Source organism: Sphingobium sp. SG1 (genome assembly GCF_057063145.1).
This window is the reverse complement of record NZ_JBVVOJ010000003.1, coordinates 307,565-330,608: the sequence shown is the minus strand read 5'-3', so window position 1 is coordinate 330,608 and position 23,044 is coordinate 307,565. Positions and strand designations below refer to the sequence as shown.

The 23,044-nt window shown below is 65.6% G+C and carries 27 protein-coding genes; 13 read left to right on the top strand and 14 right to left on the bottom strand.

What is annotated here, in order from left to right; translation table 11 throughout:
• Positions 1-2 precede the first annotated feature (2 nt).
• Both folP and AC0KVN_RS09530 read right to left on the bottom strand, forming a co-directional pair.
• A complete protein-coding gene (gene folP / locus AC0KVN_RS09535) occupies positions 3-1,127 on the bottom strand; it encodes a dihydropteroate synthase (RefSeq protein ID WP_483656085.1) in 1,125 nt (374 codons plus the stop codon).
• A gap of 80 nt (positions 1,128-1,207) precedes the next feature.
• Complete coding sequence (locus tag AC0KVN_RS09530; protein WP_010336249.1) at positions 1,208-2,341, bottom strand: site-specific DNA-methyltransferase; 1,134 nt, start codon at positions 2,339-2,341, stop codon at positions 1,208-1,210.
• Positions 2,342-2,629: 288 nt separating this feature from the next.
• Here AC0KVN_RS09530 and AC0KVN_RS09525 point away from each other — a divergent pair, with 288 nt between their 5' ends.
• Positions 2,630-2,968 (top strand): ArsR/SmtB family transcription factor, encoded by a 339-nt coding sequence (locus AC0KVN_RS09525; RefSeq protein ID WP_004207998.1) that lies wholly within the window; start codon positions 2,630-2,632, stop codon positions 2,966-2,968.
• Positions 2,969-3,037: 69 nt separating this feature from the next.
• Here AC0KVN_RS09525 and AC0KVN_RS09520 read toward each other — a convergent pair whose 3' ends face one another.
• The 8 genes from AC0KVN_RS09520 to AC0KVN_RS09485 all read right to left on the bottom strand — a co-directional run bounded on the left by AC0KVN_RS09520 (position 3,038) and on the right by AC0KVN_RS09485 (position 10,701).
• Positions 3,038-3,466, bottom strand: a complete 429-nt coding sequence (locus tag AC0KVN_RS09520; RefSeq protein WP_037510295.1) for a DUF2147 domain-containing protein — start codon at positions 3,464-3,466, stop codon at positions 3,038-3,040.
• A 134-nt stretch (positions 3,467-3,600) separates the two neighbouring features.
• Positions 3,601-4,590, bottom strand: a complete 990-nt coding sequence (locus AC0KVN_RS09515) for a type II secretion system F family protein (protein WP_004207996.1) — start codon at positions 4,588-4,590, stop codon at positions 3,601-3,603.
• An 18-nt stretch (positions 4,591-4,608) separates the two neighbouring features.
• Positions 4,609-5,607, bottom strand: coding sequence for a type II secretion system F family protein (locus AC0KVN_RS09510; protein WP_435566763.1), 999 nt, complete (start codon positions 5,605-5,607; stop codon positions 4,609-4,611).
• Positions 5,608-5,670: 63 nt separating this feature from the next.
• Positions 5,671-6,966 (bottom strand): P-loop NTPase, encoded by a 1,296-nt coding sequence (locus AC0KVN_RS09505; RefSeq protein WP_063977139.1) that lies wholly within the window; start codon positions 6,964-6,966, stop codon positions 5,671-5,673.
• A gap of 1 nt (position 6,967) precedes the next feature.
• Positions 6,968-7,621 (bottom strand): CpaD family pilus assembly protein, encoded by a 654-nt coding sequence (locus AC0KVN_RS09500; RefSeq protein WP_435566762.1) that lies wholly within the window; start codon positions 7,619-7,621, stop codon positions 6,968-6,970.
• A gap of 16 nt (positions 7,622-7,637) precedes the next feature.
• Entirely contained in the window at positions 7,638-9,161 is a 1,524-nt protein-coding gene (locus AC0KVN_RS09495) for a type II and III secretion system protein family protein (protein WP_435566761.1), read from the bottom strand.
• Between the two features lies 1 nt (position 9,162).
• Positions 9,163-10,176 carry a Flp pilus assembly protein CpaB gene (gene cpaB / locus AC0KVN_RS09490; protein ID WP_125987484.1) on the bottom strand — a complete coding sequence of 338 codons (1,014 nt, stop codon included), beginning with the start codon at positions 10,174-10,176 and terminating at the stop codon, positions 9,163-9,165.
• Between the two features lie 51 nt (positions 10,177-10,227).
• Positions 10,228-10,701, bottom strand: coding sequence for an A24 family peptidase (locus AC0KVN_RS09485; protein WP_010336255.1), 474 nt, complete (start codon positions 10,699-10,701; stop codon positions 10,228-10,230).
• Positions 10,702-10,750: 49 nt separating this feature from the next.
• On the opposite strand from AC0KVN_RS09485, the gene AC0KVN_RS09480 reads away from it, so the two are divergent.
• The 3 genes from AC0KVN_RS09480 to AC0KVN_RS09470 are packed head-to-tail and all read left to right on the top strand — an operon-like array spanning position 10,751 to position 13,002.
• Positions 10,751-11,704: an alpha/beta fold hydrolase gene (locus AC0KVN_RS09480; protein ID WP_435566760.1), complete on the top strand. Its 954-nt coding sequence runs from the start codon at positions 10,751-10,753 to the stop codon at positions 11,702-11,704.
• On the top strand, positions 11,701-12,804 hold the full coding sequence (locus tag AC0KVN_RS09475) for an NAD(P)/FAD-dependent oxidoreductase (protein ID WP_483656084.1): 1,104 nt from the start codon (positions 11,701-11,703) through the stop codon (positions 12,802-12,804). Before AC0KVN_RS09480 ends, AC0KVN_RS09475 begins: the two co-directional genes overlap by 4 nt.
• 21 nt (positions 12,805-12,825) lie before the next feature.
• On the top strand, positions 12,826-13,002 hold the full coding sequence (locus AC0KVN_RS09470) for a YegP family protein (protein ID WP_004207987.1): 177 nt from the start codon (positions 12,826-12,828) through the stop codon (positions 13,000-13,002).
• A gap of 38 nt (positions 13,003-13,040) precedes the next feature.
• Here the strand turns inward: AC0KVN_RS09470 and rnhA are convergent, their stop codons facing one another.
• From rnhA to ispH, 3 genes are read right to left on the bottom strand one after another with little or no spacing between them, the layout of a single operon-like run.
• On the bottom strand, positions 13,041-13,487 hold the full coding sequence (gene rnhA / locus AC0KVN_RS09465; RefSeq protein ID WP_004207986.1) for a ribonuclease HI: 447 nt from the start codon (positions 13,485-13,487) through the stop codon (positions 13,041-13,043).
• Complete coding sequence (gene thrB, locus AC0KVN_RS09460) at positions 13,484-14,461, bottom strand: homoserine kinase (RefSeq protein ID WP_435566758.1); 978 nt, start codon at positions 14,459-14,461, stop codon at positions 13,484-13,486. The genes rnhA and thrB overlap by 4 nt, the downstream gene beginning before the upstream one ends.
• Positions 14,462-14,466: 5 nt before the next feature.
• Positions 14,467-15,426 carry a 4-hydroxy-3-methylbut-2-enyl diphosphate reductase gene (ispH, locus tag AC0KVN_RS09455; protein WP_279728680.1) on the bottom strand — a complete coding sequence of 320 codons (960 nt, stop codon included), beginning with the start codon at positions 15,424-15,426 and terminating at the stop codon, positions 14,467-14,469.
• 167 nt (positions 15,427-15,593) lie between these two features.
• On the opposite strand from ispH, the gene AC0KVN_RS09450 reads away from it, so the two are divergent.
• The 9 genes from AC0KVN_RS09450 to tatC all read left to right on the top strand — a co-directional run bounded on the left by AC0KVN_RS09450 (position 15,594) and on the right by tatC (position 22,801).
• Positions 15,594-16,202: a hypothetical protein gene (locus tag AC0KVN_RS09450; protein ID WP_435566757.1), complete on the top strand. Its 609-nt coding sequence runs from the start codon at positions 15,594-15,596 to the stop codon at positions 16,200-16,202.
• Between the two features lie 129 nt (positions 16,203-16,331).
• Positions 16,332-18,059 carry an arginine--tRNA ligase gene (gene argS, locus AC0KVN_RS09445; RefSeq protein WP_284114034.1) on the top strand — a complete coding sequence of 576 codons (1,728 nt, stop codon included), beginning with the start codon at positions 16,332-16,334 and terminating at the stop codon, positions 18,057-18,059.
• A gap of 19 nt (positions 18,060-18,078) precedes the next feature.
• On the top strand, positions 18,079-18,798 hold the full coding sequence (locus AC0KVN_RS09440) for an SPOR domain-containing protein (protein ID WP_435566756.1): 720 nt from the start codon (positions 18,079-18,081) through the stop codon (positions 18,796-18,798).
• A gap of 55 nt (positions 18,799-18,853) precedes the next feature.
• A complete protein-coding gene (gene nagZ / locus AC0KVN_RS09435) occupies positions 18,854-19,864 on the top strand; it encodes a beta-N-acetylhexosaminidase (protein WP_435566755.1) in 1,011 nt (336 codons plus the stop codon).
• Between the two features lie 17 nt (positions 19,865-19,881).
• Complete coding sequence (locus AC0KVN_RS09430) at positions 19,882-20,664, top strand: segregation and condensation protein A (RefSeq protein WP_004207978.1); 783 nt, start codon at positions 19,882-19,884, stop codon at positions 20,662-20,664.
• An 8-nt stretch (positions 20,665-20,672) separates the two neighbouring features.
• The gene (scpB, locus tag AC0KVN_RS09425; RefSeq protein WP_010336265.1) at positions 20,673-21,254 is read left to right on the top strand and encodes an SMC-Scp complex subunit ScpB; all 582 of its coding nucleotides are present in this window, start codon (positions 20,673-20,675) and stop codon (positions 21,252-21,254) included.
• A 28-nt stretch (positions 21,255-21,282) separates the two neighbouring features.
• On the top strand, positions 21,283-21,522 hold the full coding sequence (locus tag AC0KVN_RS09420; RefSeq protein WP_004207976.1) for a twin-arginine translocase TatA/TatE family subunit: 240 nt from the start codon (positions 21,283-21,285) through the stop codon (positions 21,520-21,522).
• A 26-nt stretch (positions 21,523-21,548) separates the two neighbouring features.
• A complete protein-coding gene (locus AC0KVN_RS09415) occupies positions 21,549-22,013 on the top strand; it encodes a twin-arginine translocase TatA/TatE family subunit (protein WP_004207975.1) in 465 nt (154 codons plus the stop codon).
• On the top strand, positions 22,010-22,801 hold the full coding sequence (tatC, locus tag AC0KVN_RS09410; protein ID WP_037517214.1) for a twin-arginine translocase subunit TatC: 792 nt from the start codon (positions 22,010-22,012) through the stop codon (positions 22,799-22,801). The genes AC0KVN_RS09415 and tatC overlap by 4 nt, the downstream gene beginning before the upstream one ends.
• 35 nt (positions 22,802-22,836) lie before the next feature.
• Here the strand turns inward: tatC and AC0KVN_RS09405 are convergent, their stop codons facing one another.
• On the bottom strand, positions 22,837-22,965 hold the full coding sequence (locus tag AC0KVN_RS09405) for an entericidin A/B family lipoprotein (RefSeq protein WP_004207973.1): 129 nt from the start codon (positions 22,963-22,965) through the stop codon (positions 22,837-22,839).
• Between the last annotated feature and the right edge of the window lie 79 nt (positions 22,966-23,044).

Sequence of the window (23,044 nt, the reverse complement as noted above, 5' to 3'; positions counted from 1 at the left end):
TGTCAGACCGCGCTCAGCCCCGCATCGGCCAGGCCCCGCCACAGATGGAGCGCCTGGACGCTTTCCTTGACGTCATGGACGCGCACCATCTGCGCGCCCAGTTGCGCCGCGCGGAAGGCGAGGGCGACCGAGCCGCCGAGCCGGTCGGGCGCCGGTGCCTCGTTCGACAGGGCGCCGATCAGGCGCTTGCGGCTGCCGGCAAAGAGCAGCGGTACGCCCAGCCCCTGGAAGGTGGCAAGGCCGTTCACCAGCGCCAGATTGTCCGCCAGGCTCTTGCCGAAGCCCAGGCCCGGATCGACCATGATCTTCTCGCGCGCGATGCCGGCATCGAGGCAGGCGGTGATGCGGGCATCGAGATAGTCGAACACGTCGGTGACGACATCGGCATAGCCGTTGGGATTGTCGTGCGGATCATCGCCGGTCGAAGGCGCATGCATCAGGATCACCGGACAGCCGGCGCGGGCCGCGACCTCCAGGCTGCGGGGATCATGTTCCAGCGCGCTGACATCGTTGATGACATGGGCGCCGGCGGTCAGCGCTGCCTCCATCACCGCCGCCTTGCGCGTGTCCACCGACATGGCGACGCCGGCCGCAGCGAGCTTCTCGATCACCGGCACGATCCGGGCGATCTCGTCGCCTTCCCATAGCTTGGGCGCCTTGGGCCGGGTAGATTCGCCGCCGACATCGATCAGCGCGGCGCCGGCCGCCGCCATGGCAAAGCCGGCGTCGGCCGCCGCCTGCGGGTCGGTCATATGCTTGCCGCCATCGGAGAAGCTGTCGGGCGTGATGTTGAGGATCGCCATCGTCTGCGGCGCGTCGAAGCGGATGACGCGATCGCCAAGGCTGAGCGGCGCGCGCTGGGCGGAGATGTTCGCGGCCAATTGGCGGGCGCGTTCGGCCAGCGGGTCGGGCAGGGTGGCGGTGATCGCCTCGAACGCGGCGACCGGGATGGTGTCGCGGGCGATGTGGCGGCCGGCATGGCGCGCCGTCAGTTCATAGGCCTGGAACCAGATCAGGCCATTGCCCATCCGCGCCGCCGATCCGTCCGCCAGGCCGATCGGGCTCGGCACGAACCAGGTCGGCTTGAGGTAGAGCCGGGCGTCAGCGGGGATGGAGGAGAGGGTCATAAAGCTCCGTTCGCCCCGGACGGGTCGGGGCCATGTCTTGGAAGAACTCTGGCTGCCTCAACCCGAACGGGGGACGGAAATCAAGGCTCGTTGGCGAGCAGATAGGTCTGGCGCAGCGTGTCGATCGGGTGGAGCTTGCCTGCCTTCTCGATATGCCAGAAGGTCCAGCCGTTGCAGCTCGGCGCGCCCTGAAGCGTGGCGCCCAGCTTGTGGATCGAACCGGTGTCGCTGCCCACGGCGAGCGAGCCGTCGGCGCGCACGGTGGCGCTCCAGCGGCGCTTGCTGTCCATCACCACCGAACCGGGCTGGAGATAGCCGGTCTCGACCAGCGTGCCGAAGGCGACCTTGGGCTGCTGGCGCGCGGTCTGCATGATGGCGAGCGCGGATTCATCGAGCGGCAGCGCCTCGGCAATGCGTTCCTCGGCAACCTCGATATAGTCGGGCTCGCGCTCGATACCGATCCACTGGCGGCCCAGGCGCTTGGCGACGGCGCCGGTGGTGCCGGTGCCGAAGAAGGGATCAAGCACGATGTCGCCCGGCTTGGTGCAGGACAGCATCACGCGATAGAGCAGCGATTCCGGCTTCTGCGTCGGATGTGCCTTGGTGCCGTTGCGCTTCAGCCGCTCCTGGCCGCCGCAGATCGGCAGCACCCAGTCGGAGCGCATCTGCAACTCGTCATTGAGCGTCTTCATCGCCTTGTAGTTGAACGTGTACTTGGCGTCCTCGCCCTGGCTGGCCCAGATCAGCGTCTCATGCGCGTTGGTGAAGCGGGTGCCCTTGAAATTGGGCATCGGGTTCGCCTTGCGCCAGATGATGTCGTTGAGGATCCAGAAGCCCTCATCCTGCAAGGCAGCGCCGACGCGGAAGATGTTGTGATAGCTGCCGATCACCCAGATCGTGCCATTGGGCTTGAGGATGCGGCGCGCCTGCGCCAGCCACGCCTTGGTGAAGCGGTCATAGCTGCTGAGCGTGTCGAACTTGTCCCAGTCATTGTCGACCGCATCGACGCGGCCGCCCTCGGGGCGGAACAGGTCGCCGCCGAGCTGAAGATTATAAGGCGGATCGGCAAAGATCATGTCGATGCAGCCGTCGGGCAGCTTGGCCATTTCCGCGATACAGTCACCGCGCAGCAGGCGGTTTGCCTCGATCGCCGGTGCCGGCGCGAGCGCAACCGCCTTCTTCCGCCGCGGTGCGACGCGTTCCATGACACCCATGTGTGCAACCCCCATATGTTTCGTCCGTCAGCACTGAGTCCTCAGGAGTCTGCCGTCAAGGTCAGGGATTTAGCGCTCATCCCTGTCAGGATTGCGAGGATGGTGGAGAACGAAGCGGGTAGCCACAACATATTGAGTCATGCGAGTCGCGGGAGACTCATCATCGGGTGGTGTGACTCAAAAGACTCAGCGAGGAGGCGGTTCGCACTTTTTTTAGTTAATGGCGCGACCGAGTCGAAAATCATCCTTCGCTTGACCAACTCATAACCAGATGATTATGAAATTTGCATGACGGAAGTGAAATTCAGAGGCGACCTTGGAGCGAATAGCGATTCACTCTTCAAGGCGCTGTCCGACGGCACGCGACGTGCCCTGCTGGAATATCTGGTGCGCGAAGGGGAGCAGAATGTCGTCGCGCTGACCGCCGTGGCCGGCGTGTCGCAACCGATGGTGTCGCGCCATATGGGCAAGCTCAAGCGCGCCGGTCTGGTGACGGCCCGGCGGACGGGGCGCGAAACCTGGTTTGCGGCGCGGACCAAGGGGCTGGGGCCGGTGGTGCAGTGGATGGCGATCTATGGCGCGCTCTGGTCGCAGCGCTTCACGCCGATGGAGCATGCCGGGGACTGAACGGGACCGTATCGACAGGAAAAGGGGCGCCATTTGGCGCCCCTTTCGTTTTCCAGGCCGTGCGCGGAATCAGCGCAGCGGCGTCCAGGTCTGGGTCTTGCAGAAGAAGGCTATGCAGCCCTGAACCTTGAGCGTGCCGTCGCCGTTGCGGCTGACCTTGGACGTATAACTCTTGCCGCTTTCCGGGTCGTAGATCGTGCCCTTCCAGATATCGCCGGCATCGCTGAAGCCCGACAGCAGGGCCAGGCCGACCAGCGGCTTGGAGCGCAGCGCCGGATCGGGGTTCTTGATGTCGGTCTGGGGGCGGCCTGGCGTCGGCTTCACGATCTTCTCGATCTTGCCGCAGATGCTCTTTCCGCACGGCGCGATCTGGACGATCGCCTTGCCATCGACGGTCGACCAGCGGCCGGTGATGGGCTGGGCCGCATAAGCGGGCAGGGCGGTGGTGAAGGCGGCCAGAGCGGCGATGGCGACGCGAGCGCCGGTCTTGATGGTCATGATGCGATCCTCTCCTTTTGGGTTGAGGGTAAGAATAAGGGAGGAAAATGCGGCGCGCCAGCGCTTCGCTTGCAGTTTACGGAAACGGAAAGAGGGGACGCTACGGCAGCGGCCCCTCCTTGCCCTGAATTTTTTTAGAAAGCCGTGCTGATCGAGCAGGCAGCCGGACCCAGAATGACGACGAACAGGGTCGGCAGGATGAAGAGAATCAGCGGCACGGTCATGATGGCGGGCAGGCGGGCGGCCTTTTCTTCCGCGCGCATCATGCGTTCATGGCGGAACTCGGCCGACAGCACACGGAGCGCGGAGGCGAGCGGCGTGCCATATTTTTCGGTCTGGATCATGGTCGTGACCACGCCCTTGACCGCGTCGAGCTTCACGCGCGTGGCGAGGTTTTCAAACGCCATGCGCCGTTCGGTGAGGAAGCTGAGTTCGATCGCCGTCAACTGGAACTCGTCGCCCAGTTCGGGATAGGCGCGGCCCAGTTCGCGGGCGACGCGGCTGAAGGCAGCGTCGACGGTCAGGCCGGCCTCGGCGCAGATGACCAGCAGGTCAAGCGCGTCGGGCAGGCCCTTGCGGATCGCGGCAGAGCGCTTGGCGATCTTGTTGTCGATGAAGAGGTCGGGCGCCTTGTACGCGAGCAGCAATGCGCCCGCGAAGGCCATGAACCGCTTGGCACCGCCCCATTCTGGATAGATGCCGACGGCATAGAGCAGGATCGCGGCGGTGCCGCCGATCAGGATCGGCATGATCATGCGGCCGAAGATGACGGCGACGGCCCAGTCCTTGGACCGGATGCCGGCCTGGGCCAGGCGGATCTGGGCGTCCTTGAGCTGGTCGTCCTGCAGCACCTTGAGGCTGGTCAGGAAGGACCGCATCTGGTCGGTCGTCTGGTTCTTGTTGACCAGCTTGGCGCGGCGCTTGGCGGTCGAGGCGGTGATGCCGGCCTTGAGCTGTTCGCGCCGTTCGTTGAGCGCCTTGACCCGCTTGGCCATCGGATCGCGCACCGTCATCACGGCATAGAGCGCGTAGAGGGTGGCGAGCGTGGCCAGCGCGGCAAGCAGCGTGCCGAAATCGGTCGCGGTCATGCCGAACAGGGTGCCGGTGGGGGTAGGGGCGTCCATATCTCTATCCGTTCCCCGTCAAATCTCGAAGTTGATCATCTGGGCCATGATGAAGGCGCCGATGGCCATCCAGCACATGCCGCCGATGCCGACGACCTGCATCGTCGAGAGCCCGAAGATGCCCGCCGGATCGGGGGTGAAGAAGGGGCTCATATAGCCAAAGTTGATGTAGCAGATCATGCCGAACACAAGGAAAGGCAGAACGCCGATGATATAGGCCGACGCCTTGGATTCCGACGACATGGCGCGGATCTTGAGCTTCATCTGGGCGCGCTGGCGCAGCACGGTGGCGAGGTTCTGCAGCGTTTCGGCGAGGTTGCCGCCGGTTTCGCGCTGGATCGCCAGGGTGATGACGAAAAACTGGAATTCCGGCGTGCCCAGACGATCGGCGGTTTCCTGCAGCGCCTGATCCATGCTCTTGCCGATCTTGATCCGTTCGGTGATCAGCTTGAATTCCTCGCCGACCGGGCCGGGGATTTCGCTCGACACGATGCCCAGCGTCTCGCCGACCGGCAGGCCCGAGCGCAGGCCGCGGGTCAGCAGCTCGAGCGCGTCGGGGAACTTGGCGTTGAATTGATGGATCCGCTTGTTGATCAGTCGACCGACCCACAGATGCGGCAAGGCAAGGCCTGCCGCCAGCCCGACCATCAGCGCGAGCAGGAAGGGAAAGCCGCGCATCAGCAGGAACAGGGTGGTCAGCAGGAAGACCACCGCGCAGGACGTCATATATTGGCTGAGCGTCCATTTCTTGCCGGTCATGCGGATGCGCTTGGCCAGATTCTCCGGATTGGGGATCAGCGAGACCAGCATCTTGGCTTCGTTGCCGGTCGCCCGAGTGGAGATGGCCTTGCGCATGCGCGCTTCCATCATCGCCTCGGTGGAGTCGCTGTGACGGCCGCGGATCAGGGCGACACGGCGTTTCTGCGCCTTGTCGGGCGAGGGGCCGGCAAAGGCGAGCACGACCAGACCAAGCATGGTCGCGACCAGCACCAAGATCAGAAGGAAATTGCCGTCCATTGTTCGCCCGTTCCCCGTGCGTGAATATGGCTGTGCGGGGGCCGCTCTGAAGCGGCCCGCGCGTCAGCCTTCCAGTGCCGTCGCCTTGTCCTTGCGGCGCGACGGGATCATGCTCTTGAAATCGCCGATCTTGCCGAGCAGGGAATCTCCCTTCCTGGCTGTCGACTTGGCGCCCGGATTATCGGCTTCATCGCCGGCCAGACCCAGAACTTCGTCCATCATGGCGGTGCAGGCGGCGCCCACCTTGCTGCCCTTGGCGGTTTCCGCCAGCGTCTTGCCGAGCTTGGCGGCCTGGGCCGCGATGCGCAGGTCGAACGGCACGATCACATCGACCTTGCGTTCGATCGACTGTTCGAAATCCTTGCGGCTGATTTCCGGTGCGCCGGGATGGACGCGATTGGCGACCACCAGGATGCGGGCCTGCGGTGCATTCGACTTGAGCCAGGACAGGATGCGGATCGTGTCGCGGGCCGCCGCCAGGCTGAGTTCGGTCACCACCACCGCGACATTGACGTCGGTCATCAGGTGCGTGTGCTGGATCAGCATGTTGCGCGGCAGATCGATGATGCTGCATTCGAACGCCTGACGGAACTCTTCCAGCAACTGGTAGAAGGCGCCACCATCGGTCATCATCGGCTGGTTGATCGGCGCTTCGGCCGACAGGATGGCGAGCATGTCGCTGGCGCGAACCATGGCGCGCTCGATGAACAGCCCGTCGATGCGGCTGGGATTCTCGATCGCGTCGGTCAGGCCACGGCCCGGTTCCAGATCCATCGCCAGCGCATTGGTGCCGAAATGGATGTCGAGATCGAGCAGGGCGGTCGGGCGCTTCTTCTTCTCGCTCAGCATCCAGGCAAGCGAGGTCGCCATGCTGGATGCGCCGACGCCGCCACGGGTGCCGACGACGGCGACCGTCATGTGCGGGCGTTCAGGCCCGACGTCGCGCGGGGCGAGGAAGACGGCCTGCGCCTGGGCCAGCGCATCGCGCAACTGGTCTGCGCCGAAGGGCTTAAGCAGATAGTCCTGGATGCCGCTGGCGACCAGATCACGATAAAGGCGCACGTCATTGACCTGGCCCGCCGCGATCACGACGGTGCCGGGTTCGCACACTTCGGCGAGGCTGTTGATGTCGTTCAGCGGATCGCCGCTTTCCGACATGTCGACGAACAGGATCTGCGGGCTGGCGGTGATCGACAGGCTTTGCACCGCGTTGCGCATGCCGCCCTTGTTCACCTTTTCCGGTGCCCAGCCCATTTCGGACGCAACAGCGCGCAGCAGGTCGAAGCTGTGATCGTCGCAGACGAAGGCGTGGAAGGGGTCGCGCTGGCCCACGGAACCATGTTTCCAGGGTGCGTTCATCTTACTGGCCTCCGTTCGAGAGCTGCTTGAGGTCGCCCGAGCCGGTCGGCGCCTTGTCGCGATAGGTGGAAATGGCGCGGTTCGAGGTCGCGGTGCGCAATTCGCTGTCCGTGCTCTGGCCACGAACCAGATCTTCGGGATCGGCAACCATTGCCGCCAGATTGCTGTTCACGCCGCAGCCGAAATTGGACGACGCGCCCAAGCTCATCGGCGTTTCGGCCTTGTTCGACCAGTCGGGGCAGCCGGGGACCGAGGCGGTGGTGCGGCGGACGACTAGGCGGATCGTGCCTTCGGGGGCGGAGCCGGCGGCGGCCGAGCTGTCCTGGCCCAGCAGCATGCCGTGGCGGGCGACGACATTGGCGATGTCTTCGCCAAGATCGGGGCTATAATAGCCGGTGTCAGTGACGATCGCGACTTGGTCGCCATAGCCAAGCTTGATCGTGGCGAACCAGTCGTCGAGGCGCGCGGCCTCGGCGGGCGCAAGGCGCGCGCCGCCGGCCTGCACGTCGAACGTGTAGCTGGCATAGCTGACGACCGGCTGATGGACCGAGTCCACGCCGCGATTGACGCTGTCGGTCGAGCAGGCCGCCAATGGCAGTGCCAGCAGGGCGATGACGCCGAGGCGGACGAGGGTCTTGCGGGAGGTGGAAGTCATGTCTTTCGTCCTTCCGTCAGAAACTGAAGCCGGGGGTCGCGCCGCCCGACTTGCCGGACGAGCGATCTTCGTCGCGGGCGGCCAGCGCGGGCGCCGCGATCGAGGCCTGCGGGCCGGGCGTGGGCGCCACGGGCGAACCGGGTGCGCGGGTCGGCATATTTGGCTGCGCTCCGCTGACGCCGTCATGCATCTGCTGCAGGAACAGGCCCTGGCCGACATTGGCGTTGCGGAAGCCATCGGTCGGCAGGCGAATGTCGGACGCGTTGACCGGCTTCACCAGATAGGGGGTCACGACGATCACCAGTTCGGTTTCGTTCCGCTGAAAGCTGCGGGACTTGAACAGGCTGCCCAGGATCGGGACATTGCCCAGGCCCGGCACCTTGTTGACGTTGTTGGCGGCTTCATTGTTGAGCAGGCCGGCGATCATGAAGGCCTGGCCCGAGCCCAGTTCGACGGTGGTTTCGGCGGTCCGGCTCTTGAGTGCGGGCACCGAACTGCTGACGCTGAAGTCCAGGCTCGACACGGTCGGGCGGACGCGCAGCGAGATGCGACCATCGGCAAGAACCGTCGGGGTGAAGGCCAGTTGCACGCCATATTGCTTGAACTGGATGCTGTTGCCCGACGAAGGGCCGTTGTTGACCGTATAGGGATATTCGCCGCCGGCCAGGAAGCTGGCGGTTTCGCCCGACAGGGCGGTCAGGTTCGGCTGGGCCAGGGTGCTGGCCAGGCCGCTGGATTCGGCCAGGTCGAGCGCACCGGCAATGTCCATGCCGAACAGGCGGGCGACGCCGCCAAGGCTGTAGGAGCCATCGACGGGAGTAGTGAAGGACCAGCTGTTGTTGGCCGAATCATAGCTGGCGAAATCACGGCTGCCGCCACCGATGACGCCGCCCAATTTACCGCCACTATTGTCCTGGCTGGTGAAGTTGGTGCCGATCTTGTGGCCGACATCCTTGCTGACTTCGGCGATCTTGACCTGCAGCATGACCTGGAGCGGGGTCGCCATCAGCAGGCGGCTGACGACGGTCACGTCCTTGCCGACAAAGGCCTGGGTCAGGCGTTCGGCCTCGGCCGCGTCCTCGGGCGCCTTGATCGTGCCGGTCAGCAGCACCATGCCGTTCATCTTGTTGACGGCGATATTGGCACCCGGCATCGCCAGGCGCAGCATGTCATCGATGGTGGTCAAGTTGTTGCCGACCCGGACCGTGCCGGAAAACAGCACCTTGCCATTGCCGGCCGTCACGAAGACGGTGGTTTCGCCCGGCTTCTTGGCGATCAGATAGAGCTGGTTATTGGTCCGGACATGGACATCGACAACGTCGGGGTTGGCGATGACGACGTCCGACATCTTGGCCGGCAGGTTGACGACCTTGCTGCCGCCGACGGACATCAGGATCGCATTGTCCTGATCGGCTGCGGGGGCGGCGTTGAGGGCCGCGGTCGGCGCGGCGACCATGGCAAGCGCCAGGCCAAGCGCGATCGCCGGGGCGGCGAGCGGACGGGCCGCCTTGTGCCGCGCGAGCATCTGGTAAGCGTTCATCTTACTTCCCCCCGACCGGAACTTCGGTCACATTGGTGCCGCGGGCGATGCGGACGGTCGGCCCCTTGAAGACGGCCGTGCCGACCGGTGCGCCACCGGGAGCTGCCATCGCGGGCATGGCCGCATCAGGCTTGGCCGGGACGCTGCTGCGCTGGTAGCGCGACACGTCGGCGCCCGTGGAATAGGTGGAGCCGCGATCGACCGGGCGGGCCGCGATCTTGGCAATGATCGACTTTTCCGAACCCGGATTGCTGCCATCGGGCAGGTCGACGTCAGAGCCGGCAATGGCGGCGTCAAGGTCCGATGCGGTGTCGGCGATCGAGCGCAGCGACAGCGACAGCGAGCCGATGGTCTGCGACACTGCCAACTTCTCCGCGATCTTGGGCGTCACTTCGACCGTGACGTTGGAATAGGTCTGGACGACGGGCTTGCCATCGGGGCCCATGGCGTCGGTGCGCTGGTCGGTGGCGAGCACGCGCAGGTTGCGCAGGATCGTTTCCGAAACCTTGAGCGGGGCGCCATCGCCGCCGCCGGAAACCGTCTGGGTCAGCACCAGGTCGATGCGGTCGCCCGGAAAGACGAAGCCGGCAACCGCATTCTGGGCCGAGACCGGCACGGTGACGGCGCGCATGCCCGGACCGAGCGCGGCGGCCAGGAAGCCACGGTCACCCGGACGGATGACGGCGCCCTGGGTCAGCGGCTGGCCGGCGGTGATCGCGTTGCGGACGACGCTGCCTGCAAGCTTGAGCGGATCGGCCTGGCCCTTGAGATAATAGGCGGCTTCGATCAGATCCTTGGGCCAGGGCTGGAAGCGGAAGCTTTCCGCGTCCAGGATGGTCCCCACCGGCAGGGCCTTGGTCGCCACCAGAACATGCGGCTGGTCCGCCTCGTTCGGCATTGCGGCCGCGTTCACCTGCGGCGTAGATGAAGAACTCAGCATGCTGCGCGCAAGCAAGGCTGTAGTGACCGCTATGATTAGCGCCCCCACCAGCAGCACGATCTTCTTAGCATCCATGACGAAACTCGCCTTTCTCAAATGGGCGGCCTGCCCCCAGGGGCCCAATCATCACGCAAATTGGTTAAGATATCGTTCGCCAAGTAACCAAAGGGCGGCGATCGATATGGCTACGCCGTAGGGTATTTCGGGTTGGCCCTGCTTCCGGCGGAGGCGATGGTGGATCACCGTGACGATCGTCACGGCCCCGCCCAGAATCGCCATCAGCGTCAACAGGGTCAGCACCGCCTGCCACGGAAACCACAGCGCCAGCGCGCCGAGCAGCTTCACATCGCCCCCGCCCATCATGCCGAACGCGAACAGCGCGGCGAACAGGACGAAGACCAGCAGGCCGACCAGCAACTGCACCGCCATGCCCGGCCAGAGCGGCAAGCCGCAGGCGATCCACCATAGTGGCGCCAGGGCGGCGACGCCCAGGTTCAGCCGGTTGGAGATGATGCGCGCGCGCAGGTCCGTGATCGCGGCTGCGATCAGCAGAATGCCCAGTGCGGCGATCAGCGCCAGTCTGAAATATTCCCCCAACATGAGGGTCAGGCACTAGACCATATGGCTTACCAAACCGTAACCATGGCCCATGGATTCGCCGATCTTCCCGTCGCCCGCCCTTGACCGTCGCGCCTGGCCGATGGGTGGCCAGCTCGATTATTGGCAGGCCTCCGACGGCTGGCCGATCCGCCGCTATCGGCTGGGCGCTGGCACCCGTGGCCGGATGCTGATCCTCAACGGTCGTGGTGACATGGTCGAGAAATATCTGGAGGTGATCCACCATTGGGCGCAGCGCGGCTGGGCGGTGACTAGCTTCGACTGGCGCGGGCAGGGTGGGTCGGGCCGGCTGACCGATGATCCGCTGTGCGGCCATATCGACGACTTCGCCCGGTGGATTGGTGATTTGCGCGCGCTTTCAAATGATTGGCGCGCGGAAGGGAACGGGCCGACGGTCATGTTGGGCCACAGCATGGGCGGGCATATGCTGCTGCGGGCGCTGGCAGAGGGGCTGCCGAAGCCCGATGCGGCCGTGGCCGTGGCGCCGATGCTTGGGCTGCATACGGCCCCGCTGCCGCGCTGGCTGGCGGTGGCGATCGCCAATGTCATGTGCGCGATCGGCCAGGGAGAAAAGCGGGCCTGGACGCAAAAGGAAGAGAGCGACCGGCAACGCCAGATGCGGCAGAAGCGGCTGACCCATGACCCCGATCGCTATGCCGATGAAATCTGGTGGCGGGACCATAGTCGGGACATCGCGCTGGGGCCGCCGAGCTGGAACTGGGTTCGGCTCGCCCTCGAGTCGACTCAGGCGCTGGAGGCCGGAAAGGGGCCGGAGCGAATCGCGACGCCGACTCTGATTTTGGCCGCCTGTCGCGACCAACTGGTGGCGACGCCGGCGATCCGGCGGATCGCGGCGCGCTTGCCCGATGCCCGCCTGCATGTCTATGGGCGCGAGGCCGCGCATGAAATCCTGCGCGAGCTCGACCCGGTGCGGCTCGATGCGCTGGGGCGGATCGACCGTTTCCTGGATGAGGTTGCCCGTTGAACAGACCCGATATCGTGATTGTCGGTGGCGGGATTGCAGGCGCCAGCCTGGGCGCGGCGCTGGCGGAAACGGCGCGGGTGCTGATCCTGGAGATGGAGGACAGCGCCGGCTATCATGCGACGGGGCGATCGGTCGCCTTCTGGGAAGAAACCTATGGCGGGCCGGTGGTCCAGCCGCTGACCACGGCTTCGGGCGCGTTGCTGGAATCGCCCGATCCCGATTTCTTCGATGGCTCCTTCCTGTCGCCGCGCCGCACGCTGCATATCGGTCGGGCGGGGGATGAAGGGCTGCGCGACGCGCTGCTGGCCGATTTTGCCGGGGCGGTCGAATTGCAGCCGGTCGATCCGGCCAGTCTGGTGCCGGGGCTGCGGCCCGACTGGGTGCTGGGCGTGCTGGAACCGAGTTGCCGCGACATCGATGTCGCGGCGCTGCATCAGGCCTATCTGCGCCGGTTCCGCAAGCTGGGCGGCGAAATGCGGCTGGGGGCCAGGCTGGAGCACGCCGAACGACAGGGCGATGGCTGGCGGATCGAGACCGGTGATGGGCCGATCGAATGCGGCCTGCTGGTCAATGCCGCCGGGGCTTGGGCGGATGATGTCGCTGTGGCCTGCGGTGTCGCGCCGGTCGGCATCACGCCCTACCGCCGGACGGTGGTGCAGTTGCGGCTGGAGGATATGCCGGCCGACGAGATGCCGCTGGTGATGGACATGCAGGGTGGCTTCTATTTCAAGCCCGAGGGGCAGGGGCGAATCTGGCTGACGCCGCATGAGGAGGTTGCCTCGCCCCCCTGTGACGCCGCGCCCGAGGAACTGGCGATCGCGCAGGCCATCGACCGGTTCCAGGCGGCGGTCGACTGGCGGATCGCGGCGGTCGAGCGCAAATGGGCCGGCCTGCGCAGCTTCGCGCCGGACCGGGTGCCGGTCTATGGCTTCGAGCCGGCGGTAGAGGGGTTCTTCTGGTTCGCCGGGCAGGGCGGTTTTGGCATCCAGACCGCCCCGGCGGCCGCGCTGCTGGGCGCCAGCCTGTTGACCGGCAAGGCCATGCCACAGGCGATTGCCAGCCTCGATATCGCTGCCTATGCTCCCGAACGGTTTCGATAGCGCAACCAGCAGGAGAGCATGATGGCGCACAAGTTCGTGATCGAGAAGAACAAGGCCGGCGAGTTCGTGGCCAAGTTCAAATATAATGCCGAGATCATCTTCTGGACCGAGGGCTACAGCTCCAAGGCCAGTGCGAAGAATGCGATCGAGTCGATCCTGAAGAACGGCCCCGGCGCGCCGATCGAAGAAGCCGAATAAGCTGCGCGGTGCGGGGAGGGTGACCTCCCCGTCCGTCCCTATTTGCGGAAGCTTTCGGCTGCGGCGCAGGCGAGGGCATCGGCCCGCTCATTTTCCGGGTGGCCGGCATGGCCCTTGACCCATTGCCATGTCAGCTTGTGCCGGGCGGCGGCCTTCACCAGTTCCTGCCAGATCTCGACATTCTTGACCGGCTTGTTGTCGGCCGTCTTCCAGCCGCGCTTCTGCCAGCCGAAGATCCATTTGGTGATGCCGTCCATGACATATTTGCTGTCGGTGTAGAGCGTCACCTGGCACGGCTTCTTGAGCGTATTGAGCGCTTCGACGGCTGCCATCATCTCCATGCGGTTGTTGGTGGTCATCGCTTCGCCGCCGGAGATTTCTTTTTCCTGGTCGCCAAAGCGCAGCACCGCGCCCCAGCCGCCCGGACCAGGATTGCCCTTGCACGCGCCATCGGTGAAGATCTGGACTTGCGGCAGGTCGCTCATGCGCCGAGCAGCTCCGCCGGATCGGCCTTGGCGTAGAAATCCATGCGACGCAGATAGGCGAGCGGATCCTTGCGCGTCACCAGTGCATCGGCCGGCGTGTTGATCCAGTCATAGGCGCGGGTCAGCAGGAAGCGCAGCGCCGCACCGCGGCACAGGATCGGGAAGGCGGCCCGTTCCGCGTCGGTCAGGCCATGGGCGGCGCCATAGCCTGCGCCGATCGCGGTCGCGCGGTCGCCATACCAGGTGGCGCCGTCATTGCTGAAGCACCAGGCGCTGTGGGTGACGGCCAGGTCATAGGCGCGAATGTCGGTGCAGCTGAAATAGAAGTCGATGAGGCCGGTGACTTCATCGCCCAGCATCAGGACATTGTCCGGGAACAGGTCGGCATGGATCACCGAACGCGGCAGGTCGGCCGGCCAATGGGCGTCGAGAAAGGCCAGTTCCTCCGCCACGCGGGCGCCAAGGCCCGGCGCGATCTGGTCGAAATCATCGCCGCACTTGGCGGCCAGCGCGTGCCAGCCATCCTTGTCGAGCGCATTGCGCCGTTCGCCGGCGAAACCCTGCGCTGCCCTGTGCAGTTCGCCCAGCGCCACGCCGCAGGCGCGTGCCTGGGCCGGGGTCGGTTCGGTCACGGAAATGCCGGTCAGAAACTCGATCAGGCAGGCCGGGCGCCCGCCCAGCTGTTGCAGTCGCTTGCCATCGGTGTCGGCGATGAAGCGCGGCACCAGGCAGCCGCGCGCGCCCAGATGGTCGAGCAGGTCCATGAAGAAGGGCAGGTCCGCTTCATCTACCCGCTTTTCATAGAGGGTCAGGATATAGCGGTGGCCGTTTCCGTCATGGCCGGTGGTTTCGAGCAGATAATTGCTGTTTTCCACCCCTTCGGCGATGCCCTTGGCGGACACCAGCCGGCCGGCATCATAGCGGGTGAGGAAGGCGTCAATCTCTTCGGCGGGAACGTGCGTATAAACGGCCATGGGGGTTATGCGACCTCCAGTCCGCGCGGCAGCTTGAAGGAGATGTTCTCCTGCGCGGTTTCGACCTGTTCCTCGGTCACGGCAAAGCGCTCGGCAATCCGGTCGACGACTTCGCGCACCAATATTTCGGGAGCGGAGGCGCCGGCGGTGAGGCCGAGCGTCGTCACGCCGTCCAGCCAGGCAAAGTCGATCTCCTCGGCGCGCTGGATCAGGCGGGCAGGGGTGCCCTCACGCTCGGCGACCTCGACCAGGCGCAGCGAGTTGGAGCTGTTGGGCGCGCCGATCACATAGACGGCGTCGCAGCGGGCGGCGATCGCCTTGACCGCCGTCTGGCGGTTCGACGTCGCGTAGCAGATATCCTCGCCCTTCGGCGCGATGATCGAGGGGAAGCGGCGCTCCAGTGTGGCGACGATCGCGGCGGTGTCGTCGACCGACAGGGTGGTCTGGGTCAGGAAGGCGAGATTGTCGGCATCGGTGGGCGCCAGCGCCTCGGCATCCTCGACCGTTTCGATCAGCGTCATCGTGCCGTCGGGCACCTGGCCGAAGGTGCCGATCACCTCCGGATGACCCTTGTGGCCGATGAACAGGATGTGGCGACCGGCGGTCACCATGCGTTCGGCCTGGCGATGCACCTTGCTGACCAGCGGGCAGGTGGCGTCGAGATAGTCGAGGCCGCGCTCCTCCGCCTTGGCCGGCACCGCCTTGGGCACGCCATGGGCGGAAAAGACCACCGGCACGCCGTCGGGCACTTGGTCCAGTTCCTCAACGAAGATCGCGCCCTTGGCCTTCAGGCTGTCGACCACGAACTTGTTGTGGACGATTTCATGGCGGACATAGACCGGCGCGCCATATTTCTCGATCGCGCGCTCGACGATGATGATGGCACGGTCGACACCGGCGCAGAAGCCGCGCGGGGCAGCGATCAACAGGGTCATCGGCGGGCGAGGGGCGGGGCTCTGCGTCATGGGCGCGGCTTAGGGCAATGTCGCGCCCGAAGGAAGGGCCAACGCAAATCACCGCGCTTTGTGTTGCGTGGGCGGCGGGGGATGGATAAGGAAGCCGGACGCCTCTGTCCAAGGGGCATGCTGAGGAATTGCTGCCTGTGACATTGTCCCGAATTGCGTTGACCGGAATGCTCGCCCTTGCCCTTGCCGGCTGTTCTCGCCGGGGGGAAATCGACCCGACGGGCGGTATCGTCACGGTGCGTTCGGCTTGCCCGGTGGCTGCAATCCCGGCCTATACCGGTGACGTGACCCTGTTCAATCCGGCCCAGAGCCGCGATGCCTCCGCGATCGACGTGGTGGCGAACATCACCGATCTGCGCTCGACCTGTTCCGATGGCGCCCAGCTTTATACCCAGGCGACCTTCGTGGTGAATGCGCGTCGCAACGACGCCAGCGCCGCGCGCCAGGTGACCTTGCCCTATTTCTCGGCGATCGTGCGGGGCGGGAGTGCCGTCGTCGCCAAGCGGATCGGCCAGGTGACGCTGAACTTCGCGCCGGGCGAATATCGCGCGACCGCGACCGCGACGGCCGGCTCCTATGTCGACAAGGCATCGGCCACGCTGCCGCCGGAAATTCAGCAGAAGATCACGCAGAAGCGCAAGGCAGGCGACGCGGATGCCGCGATCGACCCCTTCGCCCAGCCGGACGTCAAGGCGGCGCTGCAGCGAACCAGCTTCGAGCTGCTCTTGGGTTTCAACCTGACCCAGGATCAGCTCAAATATAACGCGACCCGTTAAGCCCGTTGATTTGTTTCCGTTCGGGCTGAGCGAAGTCGAAGCCCGCCACTGAGCGAAGCGAAGTGCTTCACTCCGTTCAGCCTGGCCCTTCGACTTCGCTCAGGGCGAACGGAGTTGAAGGAAATGCCCGTGTCCCTTTACACCCGTTTCACTGCCCATCTCGATGCCGTGCTCGACGCGCTGGAGGCCGAAGGCACGCTGCCCGCCGGCCTCAACCGCAAGCCGGTGACGGTGGAGCCGCCGCGCGATCCCAGCCATGGCGACCTGGCCACCAACGCCGCGATGGTGCTGGCCAAGCCCGCCGGCACCAATCCGCGCGCGCTGGCCGACGCGATCGTGACCAAGCTGCAGGCGCTGGATGAGGTCGAGGCGGCCAGCATCGCCGGTCCCGGCTTCATCAACCTGACCCTGACCGACCCGACCTGGCGGGCGGAACTCGCGGCGATCCATGCCGAGGCCGCCGACTATGGCCGGTCCGATTTCGGCGCGGGCACGACCGTGAATGTCGAATATGTCTCGGCCAACCCCACCGGTCCCATGCATATGGGCCATTGTCGCGGCGCCGTGGTCGGCGACGCGCTCGCCACCCTGCTGGAATATGCCGGGCACAAGGTGATCCGCGAATATTATATCAATGATGCCGGCGGCCAGGTCGACGTGCTCGCCCGTTCCGCGCATGTCCGCTATCGCGAGGCACTGGGCGAGGATGTCGGCGCGATCCCCGAGGGGCTTTATCCGGGCGATTATCTGGTGCCGGTGGGCCAGGCGCTGGCCGCCGAATATGGCGACAGGTTCGTCGGTGCGCCCGAGGGCGACTGGCTGGTCCTGTTCCGCACCTTTGCCGTTGCGAAGATGATGGACATGATCCGCAGCGATCTCGCGCTGCTGGGCATCCACCACGACATCTTCTCTTCGGAGGCGGAATTGCAGGCGGCGGGCAAGCCGGCCGAGGCCGAAGCCTGGTTGCGCGCCCATGACCTGGTCTATGACGGCGTGCTGGAAGCGCCCAAGGGCGAACTGCCCGACGATTGGGAGCCGGTGGAACTGCCGCTGTTCCGTTCGACCAGGTTCGGCGACGACCAGGATCGGCCGATCAAGAAGTCGAATGGCAGCTGGACCTATTTCGGCGCCGACATGGCCTATCATTTCCAGAAGGCGCAGACCGCCGATCAGCTGATCGACATCTGGGGCGCGGACCATGCCGGCACGGTGAAGCGCATCCAGGCCGCCGTTGCCGCCCTGACCGAGGGCAAGGCGCGGTTCGACGTCAAGCTGATCCAGATGGTCCGCCTGCTGCGCGATGGCGAGCCGGTGAAAATGTCCAAGCGCGCCGGCAATTTCGTCACGCTGGCCGATGTCGTGCGCGAAGTGGGCAAGGATGTCGTCCGCTTCACCATGCTGACGCGCAAGGCCGATGCCCAGATGGACTTCGATTTCGCCAAGGTGGTGGAAGCCTCGAAGGACAATCCGGTCTTCTATGTGCAATATGCCCATGCCCGCATTTCCTCGCTCGGCCGCCGCGCAGAGGAGGCCGGGATCGACCTTCCCGCGCCCGACCTGTCCCTGCTTGGGACGGCGGAGCTGAACCTGGTGAAGCTGGCAGCGCAGTTCCCGCGCGTCGTGGAAGGATCGGCGCAGGCCCGCGAACCGCATCGTATTGCCTTCTATCTCAATGACTTGGCTTCGGCATTCCATGGCTGGTGGAATATGGGCAATGATGATCCGCGCGCGCGCGTCGTGCTGGCGGACGATCCGGCGCTCACCTCGGCCCGGCTTTTCTTGAGCCGCGGAATCGGGCAGATCATCCGCAACGGCCTTGCCCTGATGGGCGTGGTCGCGCTGACCGAAATGCAGTGAGCCGAGCGGAGTTTCGATAATGGGTGACTATGCACGTGGGCGACTTGACCTCGATGACGAGGACCGGCTGCCCTGGCTGGAACCTGCGCTCGACGAGGCGGATGAGGAGCGGATTTCGCCCTTGCGCCTGCTGGGCCTCATCATCCTGGGGCTGGTGCTGATCGGCGCGGTGATCGCGGGCATGTGGTGGTTGCAGAACCGCAACGGCGGTGGCGCGGGCGAGGGGCAACTGATCGCCGCGCCGCAGGGCGACTACAAGATCGCGGCCAAGGAAGCGGACGCCAAGAAGTTCCAGGGCGAGGGCGATGCCAGCTTCGCCGCGAGCGAGGGCGTGGCCCGCGATGGCCAGATCGACCCGAGCCGCGTGCCCGAAGCGCCGATCACCCCGACCGGCGCTGCCCCCGCAGGCACCAAGCCCGCTGTTCCCGCCAAGCCGGCGCAGAGCGTTATCGCCAAGGTCGAGGACGAGACCAGGGCCGCGCCCAAGGCAGCCGCGCCCAAGGCCGCCGGCAGCGGCGTCATCCAGTTGGGTGCCTATGGCAGTGCGTCGGGCGCCAAGGATGCCTGGGGCCGCCTGTCGAAGCGCTTTGCCTATCTGGCGCCGCTCGCCATGTCGGTCGAGCCGGCCGAAGTGGGCGGCAGCACCGTCTATCGCCTGCGCGCCAGCGCCGGCGGGCAGGCGGGCACCGTTTGCGGCAAGCTGAAGGTCGCGGGCGAAAGCTGCATCATCGTCAATTGACCCAAACAGGGCGCGGGCGTCGACAGCCCGCGCCTTAGTCATTAGCATCGGCGTCATGAAACCCGTCATCTTCGGCCTATCCGGCGAAACCCTGACCGCCGACGAGCGCGCCTTCTTTGCTGAGGCGCAGCCGGCCGGCTATATCTTGTTCAAGCGCAACATCGCCGATCGCGCGCAGGTGCGGGCGCTGACCGACGAACTGCGCGCGCTGCACGGGCGCGACGACCTGCTGATCATGATCGATCAGGAGGGCGGCCGGGTCGCGCGGATGCAGGCGCCGGTCTGGCCCAGCTTTCCCGCCGGCGCCGTGTTCGACCGCCTCTATGACATTGCGCCGTCCAGCGCGATCGCGGCGGCGCGGGCCAATGCGCGGGCTCTGGCGCTGATGCTGGCGGAGGTTGGCATCACGGTGGATGCGCTGCCACTGCTGGACGTGCGGCAGGCGGGCGCGAGCGACATCATGGGCGACCGGACGCTGGGCGCCGAGCCGATGCGCGTCGCGGCGCTTGGCCGCGCGGTGATCGAGGGGCTGGCCGACGGCAATGTCGTGGGCATCGTCAAGCATATGCCCGGCCATGGCCGAGCGCTGGTCGACAGCCATCTGGAACTGCCGGTCGTCCATGCCGGGACGGAGGAACTGGAAACCGATCTGGCGCCGTTCCGTGCGCTCAAGGACGCACCGATGGGCATGACCGCCCATGTCGTCTACACCGCCTGGGATGCCGACCGGGCGGCCAGCCTGTCGCCGATCGTGATCGAGGAGATTATTCGCCAGCGCATCGGCTTTGACGGGCTGCTGATGTCCGACGATCTCGACATGAAGGCGCTCAAGGGCTCGATTCCCGAACTGGCCGCCGGCGTGGTCGCGGCCGGGTGCGACCTGGCGCTCAATTGCTGGGGGCGGATGGACGATATGGTCGGCATCGCCAATCTGCTGCCGGAGATCACGCCGGCCGCGCGGGCGCGGCTCGATCGGGCGATGGGCTCGGCCCATGTCGCCGACCTGCCGCCGTTCGAGGAGTTGCTGGCGACCCGCGACACGTTGCTGGCGCTGGTTCCGGCCTGATCGCGGACGCGGGGGCGATGGACGATCTCTTCACCGCCCCGGCCGCGACGCCCGCCGAGGTCCTGACCGTCAGCTTCGAAAGCTGGGAGGGGCCGCTCGACCTGTTGCTGGCGCTGGCGCGGACGCAGAAGGTCGACCTGCGCGAAATCTCCATCCTGGCGCTGGTCGAGCAATATCTGGCCTATGTCGATGGCGCGCGGCAGCTGAAGCTGGAACTGGCGGCCGACTATCTGGTGATGGCGGCGTGGCTCGCCTATCTCAAATCGGCGATGCTGCTGCCCAAGGAAGCGCAGCCCGAGCCCAGTCCGGAGGAAATGGCGCTGCGGCTGCAATTGCGGCTGCAACGGTTGCACGCCATGCGCGAGGCCGGCGCGCGGCTGATGGCCGGCGATCGAATCGGGCGCGACGTGTTCGTCCGCCCCCGGCCCGAGGGGCTGCACATGGTGCGGCGGGCGAAGTGGAGCGCCAGCCTTTATGATTTGATCCAGGCCTATGGCCAGATCCGCGCGCGTAACCAGCCGGTGGTGCATATGGTCGCGGTGCGGCCGGTGATGACCCTGGACGAGGCGATCCAGCGGGTGAGTGCGCTGGTCGGATCGGCGCTCGACTGGACGACCCTCGAATCTTTCCTGCCCGACGATCGCGACGGACCGATGGCGAAATCGGCGCTGGCCAGCAGCTTCGTGGCGATGCTGGAACTGGCCAAGCAGGGGCGGGTGGACATAAGGCAGGACGGAATATTCGAGCCGATCTATCTGCGGGCGGCGCTGTCGGGCGATCAATGGGAGCAGTTGCGGTGATCCGGGAGATGGACGATTTCGCGCGCGCGGTGGAGGCGGCCTTGTTCGCGTCGGAGGAGCCGCTGACGCCCGCCGAACTGCGCGCCCATGTCGGTGATGGCGGTGATCTGCCCGCGACGCTGGCCGGGCTGGCGCAGGATTATGCCGGGCGCGGCGTCAATCTGGTCGAGCGGGGCGGGCGCTGGCATTTCCAGACGGCGGCCGACCTGGCGCATATCTTGCGGCGGGAACGGGACGAGACGCGCAAGCTGTCGCGCGCGGCGATGGAGACGTTGGCGATCATCGCCTATCATGAGCCGGTGAGCCGGGCGGAGATCGAGGCGATTCGCGGGGTTCAGGTGGCCAAGGGCACGCTGGATGTGCTGATGGAGGCCGGCTGGGTGCGTCCGGTGGGGCGGCGCGAAGTGCCGGGTCGCCCGCTCATCTATGCGACCAGCGTAGAGTTTCTGTCACATTTTGGCCTTAGCAGCCGCCGGGACTTGCCGGGTCTGGACGATTTGCGGGCTGCGGGGTTGCTGGATCCGGTGGATTTGGCGCTGGAGGGTCTGGGCGGTCAATCCGTTCTGGAAAAGGATGAGGAAGAGGCCTAGAAAGGCCTCCTTTCAGGAGTATGTGAAAATGGGTTCTTTCTCGCTGATGCACTGGGTGATCGTGCTCCTGGTCGTCATGCTGCTGTTCGGTGGCGGCCGGATTTCCGGCCTGATGGGTGACGTGGCCAAGGGCATCAAGAGCTTCAAGAAGGGCATGGCCGACGACGAGGACGACGCGACGCCGGCAAAGCCCGCGACCCGGATCGAGGGTCATCGCGTGCCCGAGCAGGACGCGCCGAGTGCGACCGAAGAAAAGACCAAGGCCTGATCTCTAACGCAGGCTGGTAGTCGCGCATGTTTGGCATCGATTCGACCGAATTTCTGGTGATCGTGATCATTGCGGTGATCGTGATCGGCCCGAAGGATCTTCCGCGCGCGCTCTACAAGGTGGGGCAGATCGTGGGGAAGGCCCAGGGCATGGCCCGCCATTTCCGCACCGGCATTGATGCCATGGTGCGGGAAGTCGAGCTGGAAGAGCTGGAAAAGAAATGGGCCGAGCAGAATAAGCGCATCATGGCCGAGCATCCGCCCGAGACCCAGGTTCCAGAAACCCAGGTCATCGAGCATGGTTCGGCCAGCGATGCGCCTGCTGCTTCGGCTGTAGACGACAAGCCGCCTTATGTGGCGGAAGCGCCGGCGGCCCCCGCTGTCGATGCGCCGCCCTATGTGGCGGAGGCCGCGCCGCCGCCGGTTGCGGACAAGCCGCCCTATGTCGCGGAAGAGCCCGCTGCACCCAAGCAGGGGGATGCGGCGGCATGATCGGCGAGATTGACGACAGCAAGGCGCCCTTGCTGGACCATCTGATCGAGCTGCGCAGCCGCCTGCTCAAATGCGTCTATGCGCTGTTCATTACCGGGGGGATCTGTTTCTATTTCTCCGAACAGCTCTTTGCCATCCTGGTCCATCCGCTCAAGGAAGCCTTTGGCGACGCCGGCGGCAAGCTGGTCTACACCAAGCTCTACGAAGCCTTTTTCGTGCAGATCAAGATCGCGGCCTTCGGTGCGTTCTGCCTGTCCTTTCCGATCATCGCCAACCAGCTCTGGGCGTTCGTCGCGCCGGGCCTGTATGCGAAGGAAAAGAAGGCGCTGCTGCCGTTCCTGATCGCCACGCCCTTCCTGTTCGCGCTGGGCGCGAGCCTGGCCTATTTCGTGGTGATGCCGACCGCCTTCCATTTCTTCCTGGGCTATCAGGGGAATGCAAGCGGGCTGCAGATCGAGGCGCTGCCGAGCGCGGACAGCTATCTGGGCCTGGTGATGCAGTTCATCCTGGCTTTCGGCATCTGTTTTCTGCTGCCGGTGTTGCTGATGCTGCTCAACCGGGCCGGCTTCGTGTCGCGTGACCAGCTCAAGGGCATGCGCCGCTACATGATCGTCGGGGCGTTCATCCTGGCCGCGGTGCTGACCCCGCCGGATGTGGTGTCGCAGCTGATGCTCGCCATCCCGCTGCTGCTGCTCTACGAAATCACGCTGGTGGCGATCTGGTTCACCGATCGCAGCCAGGCAAAACGGGCCGCCGCAGAAGCGGCGGCAGAGGAAGTTTCCGCATAAGAAAAGGCCCGCGAAACGCGGGCCTTTTTATGTGATCAGTTGGCCGACTTCTCGACGGCCTTGCCGGCGCTCTGCACGTCCCTGCCCGCGCCTTCCACCGTGTTGCAGGCGGATACCAGCAGCGAGCCGGTGAGCAGCAGGGCGGTGACGATTGTCTTGGTCATCGGTTTCTCCTTCCGAAATATCGGCCGACCGCATGGCAAGCCATATCGGTGACCGCTGGAGAACACGCCTGGACGGGAA

What these genes read in the sequence shown, in the direction of transcription:
- AC0KVN_RS09515 (WP_004207996.1), bottom strand. Translation starts at nt 4,590, where the DNA reads ATGGACGCCCCTACCCCCACCGGCACCCTGTTCGGCATGACCGCGACC.
- AC0KVN_RS09495 (WP_435566761.1), bottom strand. Translation starts at nt 9,161, where the DNA reads ATGAACGCTTACCAGATGCTCGCGCGGCACAAGGCGGCCCGTCCGCTC.
- AC0KVN_RS09505 (WP_063977139.1), bottom strand. Translation starts at nt 6,966, where the DNA reads ATGAACGCACCCTGGAAACATGGTTCCGTGGGCCAGCGCGACCCCTTC.
- AC0KVN_RS09485 (WP_010336255.1), bottom strand. Translation starts at nt 10,701, where the DNA reads ATGTTGGGGGAATATTTCAGACTGGCGCTGATCGCCGCACTGGGCATT.
- AC0KVN_RS09450 (WP_435566757.1), top strand. Translation starts at nt 15,594, where the DNA reads ATGCTCGCCCTTGCCCTTGCCGGCTGTTCTCGCCGGGGGGAAATCGAC.
- scpB (WP_010336265.1), top strand. Translation starts at nt 20,673, where the DNA reads ATGGACGATTTCGCGCGCGCGGTGGAGGCGGCCTTGTTCGCGTCGGAG.
- ispH (WP_279728680.1), bottom strand. Translation starts at nt 15,426, where the DNA reads ATGACGCAGAGCCCCGCCCCTCGCCCGCCGATGACCCTGTTGATCGCT.
- AC0KVN_RS09510 (WP_435566763.1), bottom strand. Translation starts at nt 5,607, where the DNA reads ATGGACGGCAATTTCCTTCTGATCTTGGTGCTGGTCGCGACCATGCTT.
- AC0KVN_RS09470 (WP_004207987.1), top strand. Translation starts at nt 12,826, where the DNA reads ATGGCGCACAAGTTCGTGATCGAGAAGAACAAGGCCGGCGAGTTCGTG.
- AC0KVN_RS09530 (WP_010336249.1), bottom strand. Translation starts at nt 2,341, where the DNA reads ATGGGTGTCATGGAACGCGTCGCACCGCGGCGGAAGAAGGCGGTTGCG.
- AC0KVN_RS09430 (WP_004207978.1), top strand. Translation starts at nt 19,882, where the DNA reads ATGGACGATCTCTTCACCGCCCCGGCCGCGACGCCCGCCGAGGTCCTG.
- tatC (WP_037517214.1), top strand. Translation starts at nt 22,010, where the DNA reads ATGATCGGCGAGATTGACGACAGCAAGGCGCCCTTGCTGGACCATCTG.
- AC0KVN_RS09525 (WP_004207998.1), top strand. Translation starts at nt 2,630, where the DNA reads ATGACGGAAGTGAAATTCAGAGGCGACCTTGGAGCGAATAGCGATTCA.
- AC0KVN_RS09415 (WP_004207975.1), top strand. Translation starts at nt 21,549, where the DNA reads ATGTTTGGCATCGATTCGACCGAATTTCTGGTGATCGTGATCATTGCG.
- nagZ (WP_435566755.1), top strand. Translation starts at nt 18,854, where the DNA reads ATGAAACCCGTCATCTTCGGCCTATCCGGCGAAACCCTGACCGCCGAC.
- AC0KVN_RS09420 (WP_004207976.1), top strand. Translation starts at nt 21,283, where the DNA reads ATGGGTTCTTTCTCGCTGATGCACTGGGTGATCGTGCTCCTGGTCGTC.
- rnhA (WP_004207986.1), bottom strand. Translation starts at nt 13,487, where the DNA reads ATGAGCGACCTGCCGCAAGTCCAGATCTTCACCGATGGCGCGTGCAAG.
- AC0KVN_RS09500 (WP_435566762.1), bottom strand. Translation starts at nt 7,621, where the DNA reads ATGACTTCCACCTCCCGCAAGACCCTCGTCCGCCTCGGCGTCATCGCC.
- folP (WP_483656085.1), bottom strand. Translation starts at nt 1,127, where the DNA reads ATGACCCTCTCCTCCATCCCCGCTGACGCCCGGCTCTACCTCAAGCCG.
- thrB (WP_435566758.1), bottom strand. Translation starts at nt 14,461, where the DNA reads ATGGCCGTTTATACGCACGTTCCCGCCGAAGAGATTGACGCCTTCCTC.
- AC0KVN_RS09480 (WP_435566760.1), top strand. Translation starts at nt 10,751, where the DNA reads ATGGATTCGCCGATCTTCCCGTCGCCCGCCCTTGACCGTCGCGCCTGG.
- AC0KVN_RS09405 (WP_004207973.1), bottom strand. Translation starts at nt 22,965, where the DNA reads ATGACCAAGACAATCGTCACCGCCCTGCTGCTCACCGGCTCGCTGCTG.
- AC0KVN_RS09440 (WP_435566756.1), top strand. Translation starts at nt 18,079, where the DNA reads ATGGGTGACTATGCACGTGGGCGACTTGACCTCGATGACGAGGACCGG.
- AC0KVN_RS09520 (WP_037510295.1), bottom strand. Translation starts at nt 3,466, where the DNA reads ATGACCATCAAGACCGGCGCTCGCGTCGCCATCGCCGCTCTGGCCGCC.
- cpaB (WP_125987484.1), bottom strand. Translation starts at nt 10,176, where the DNA reads ATGGATGCTAAGAAGATCGTGCTGCTGGTGGGGGCGCTAATCATAGCG.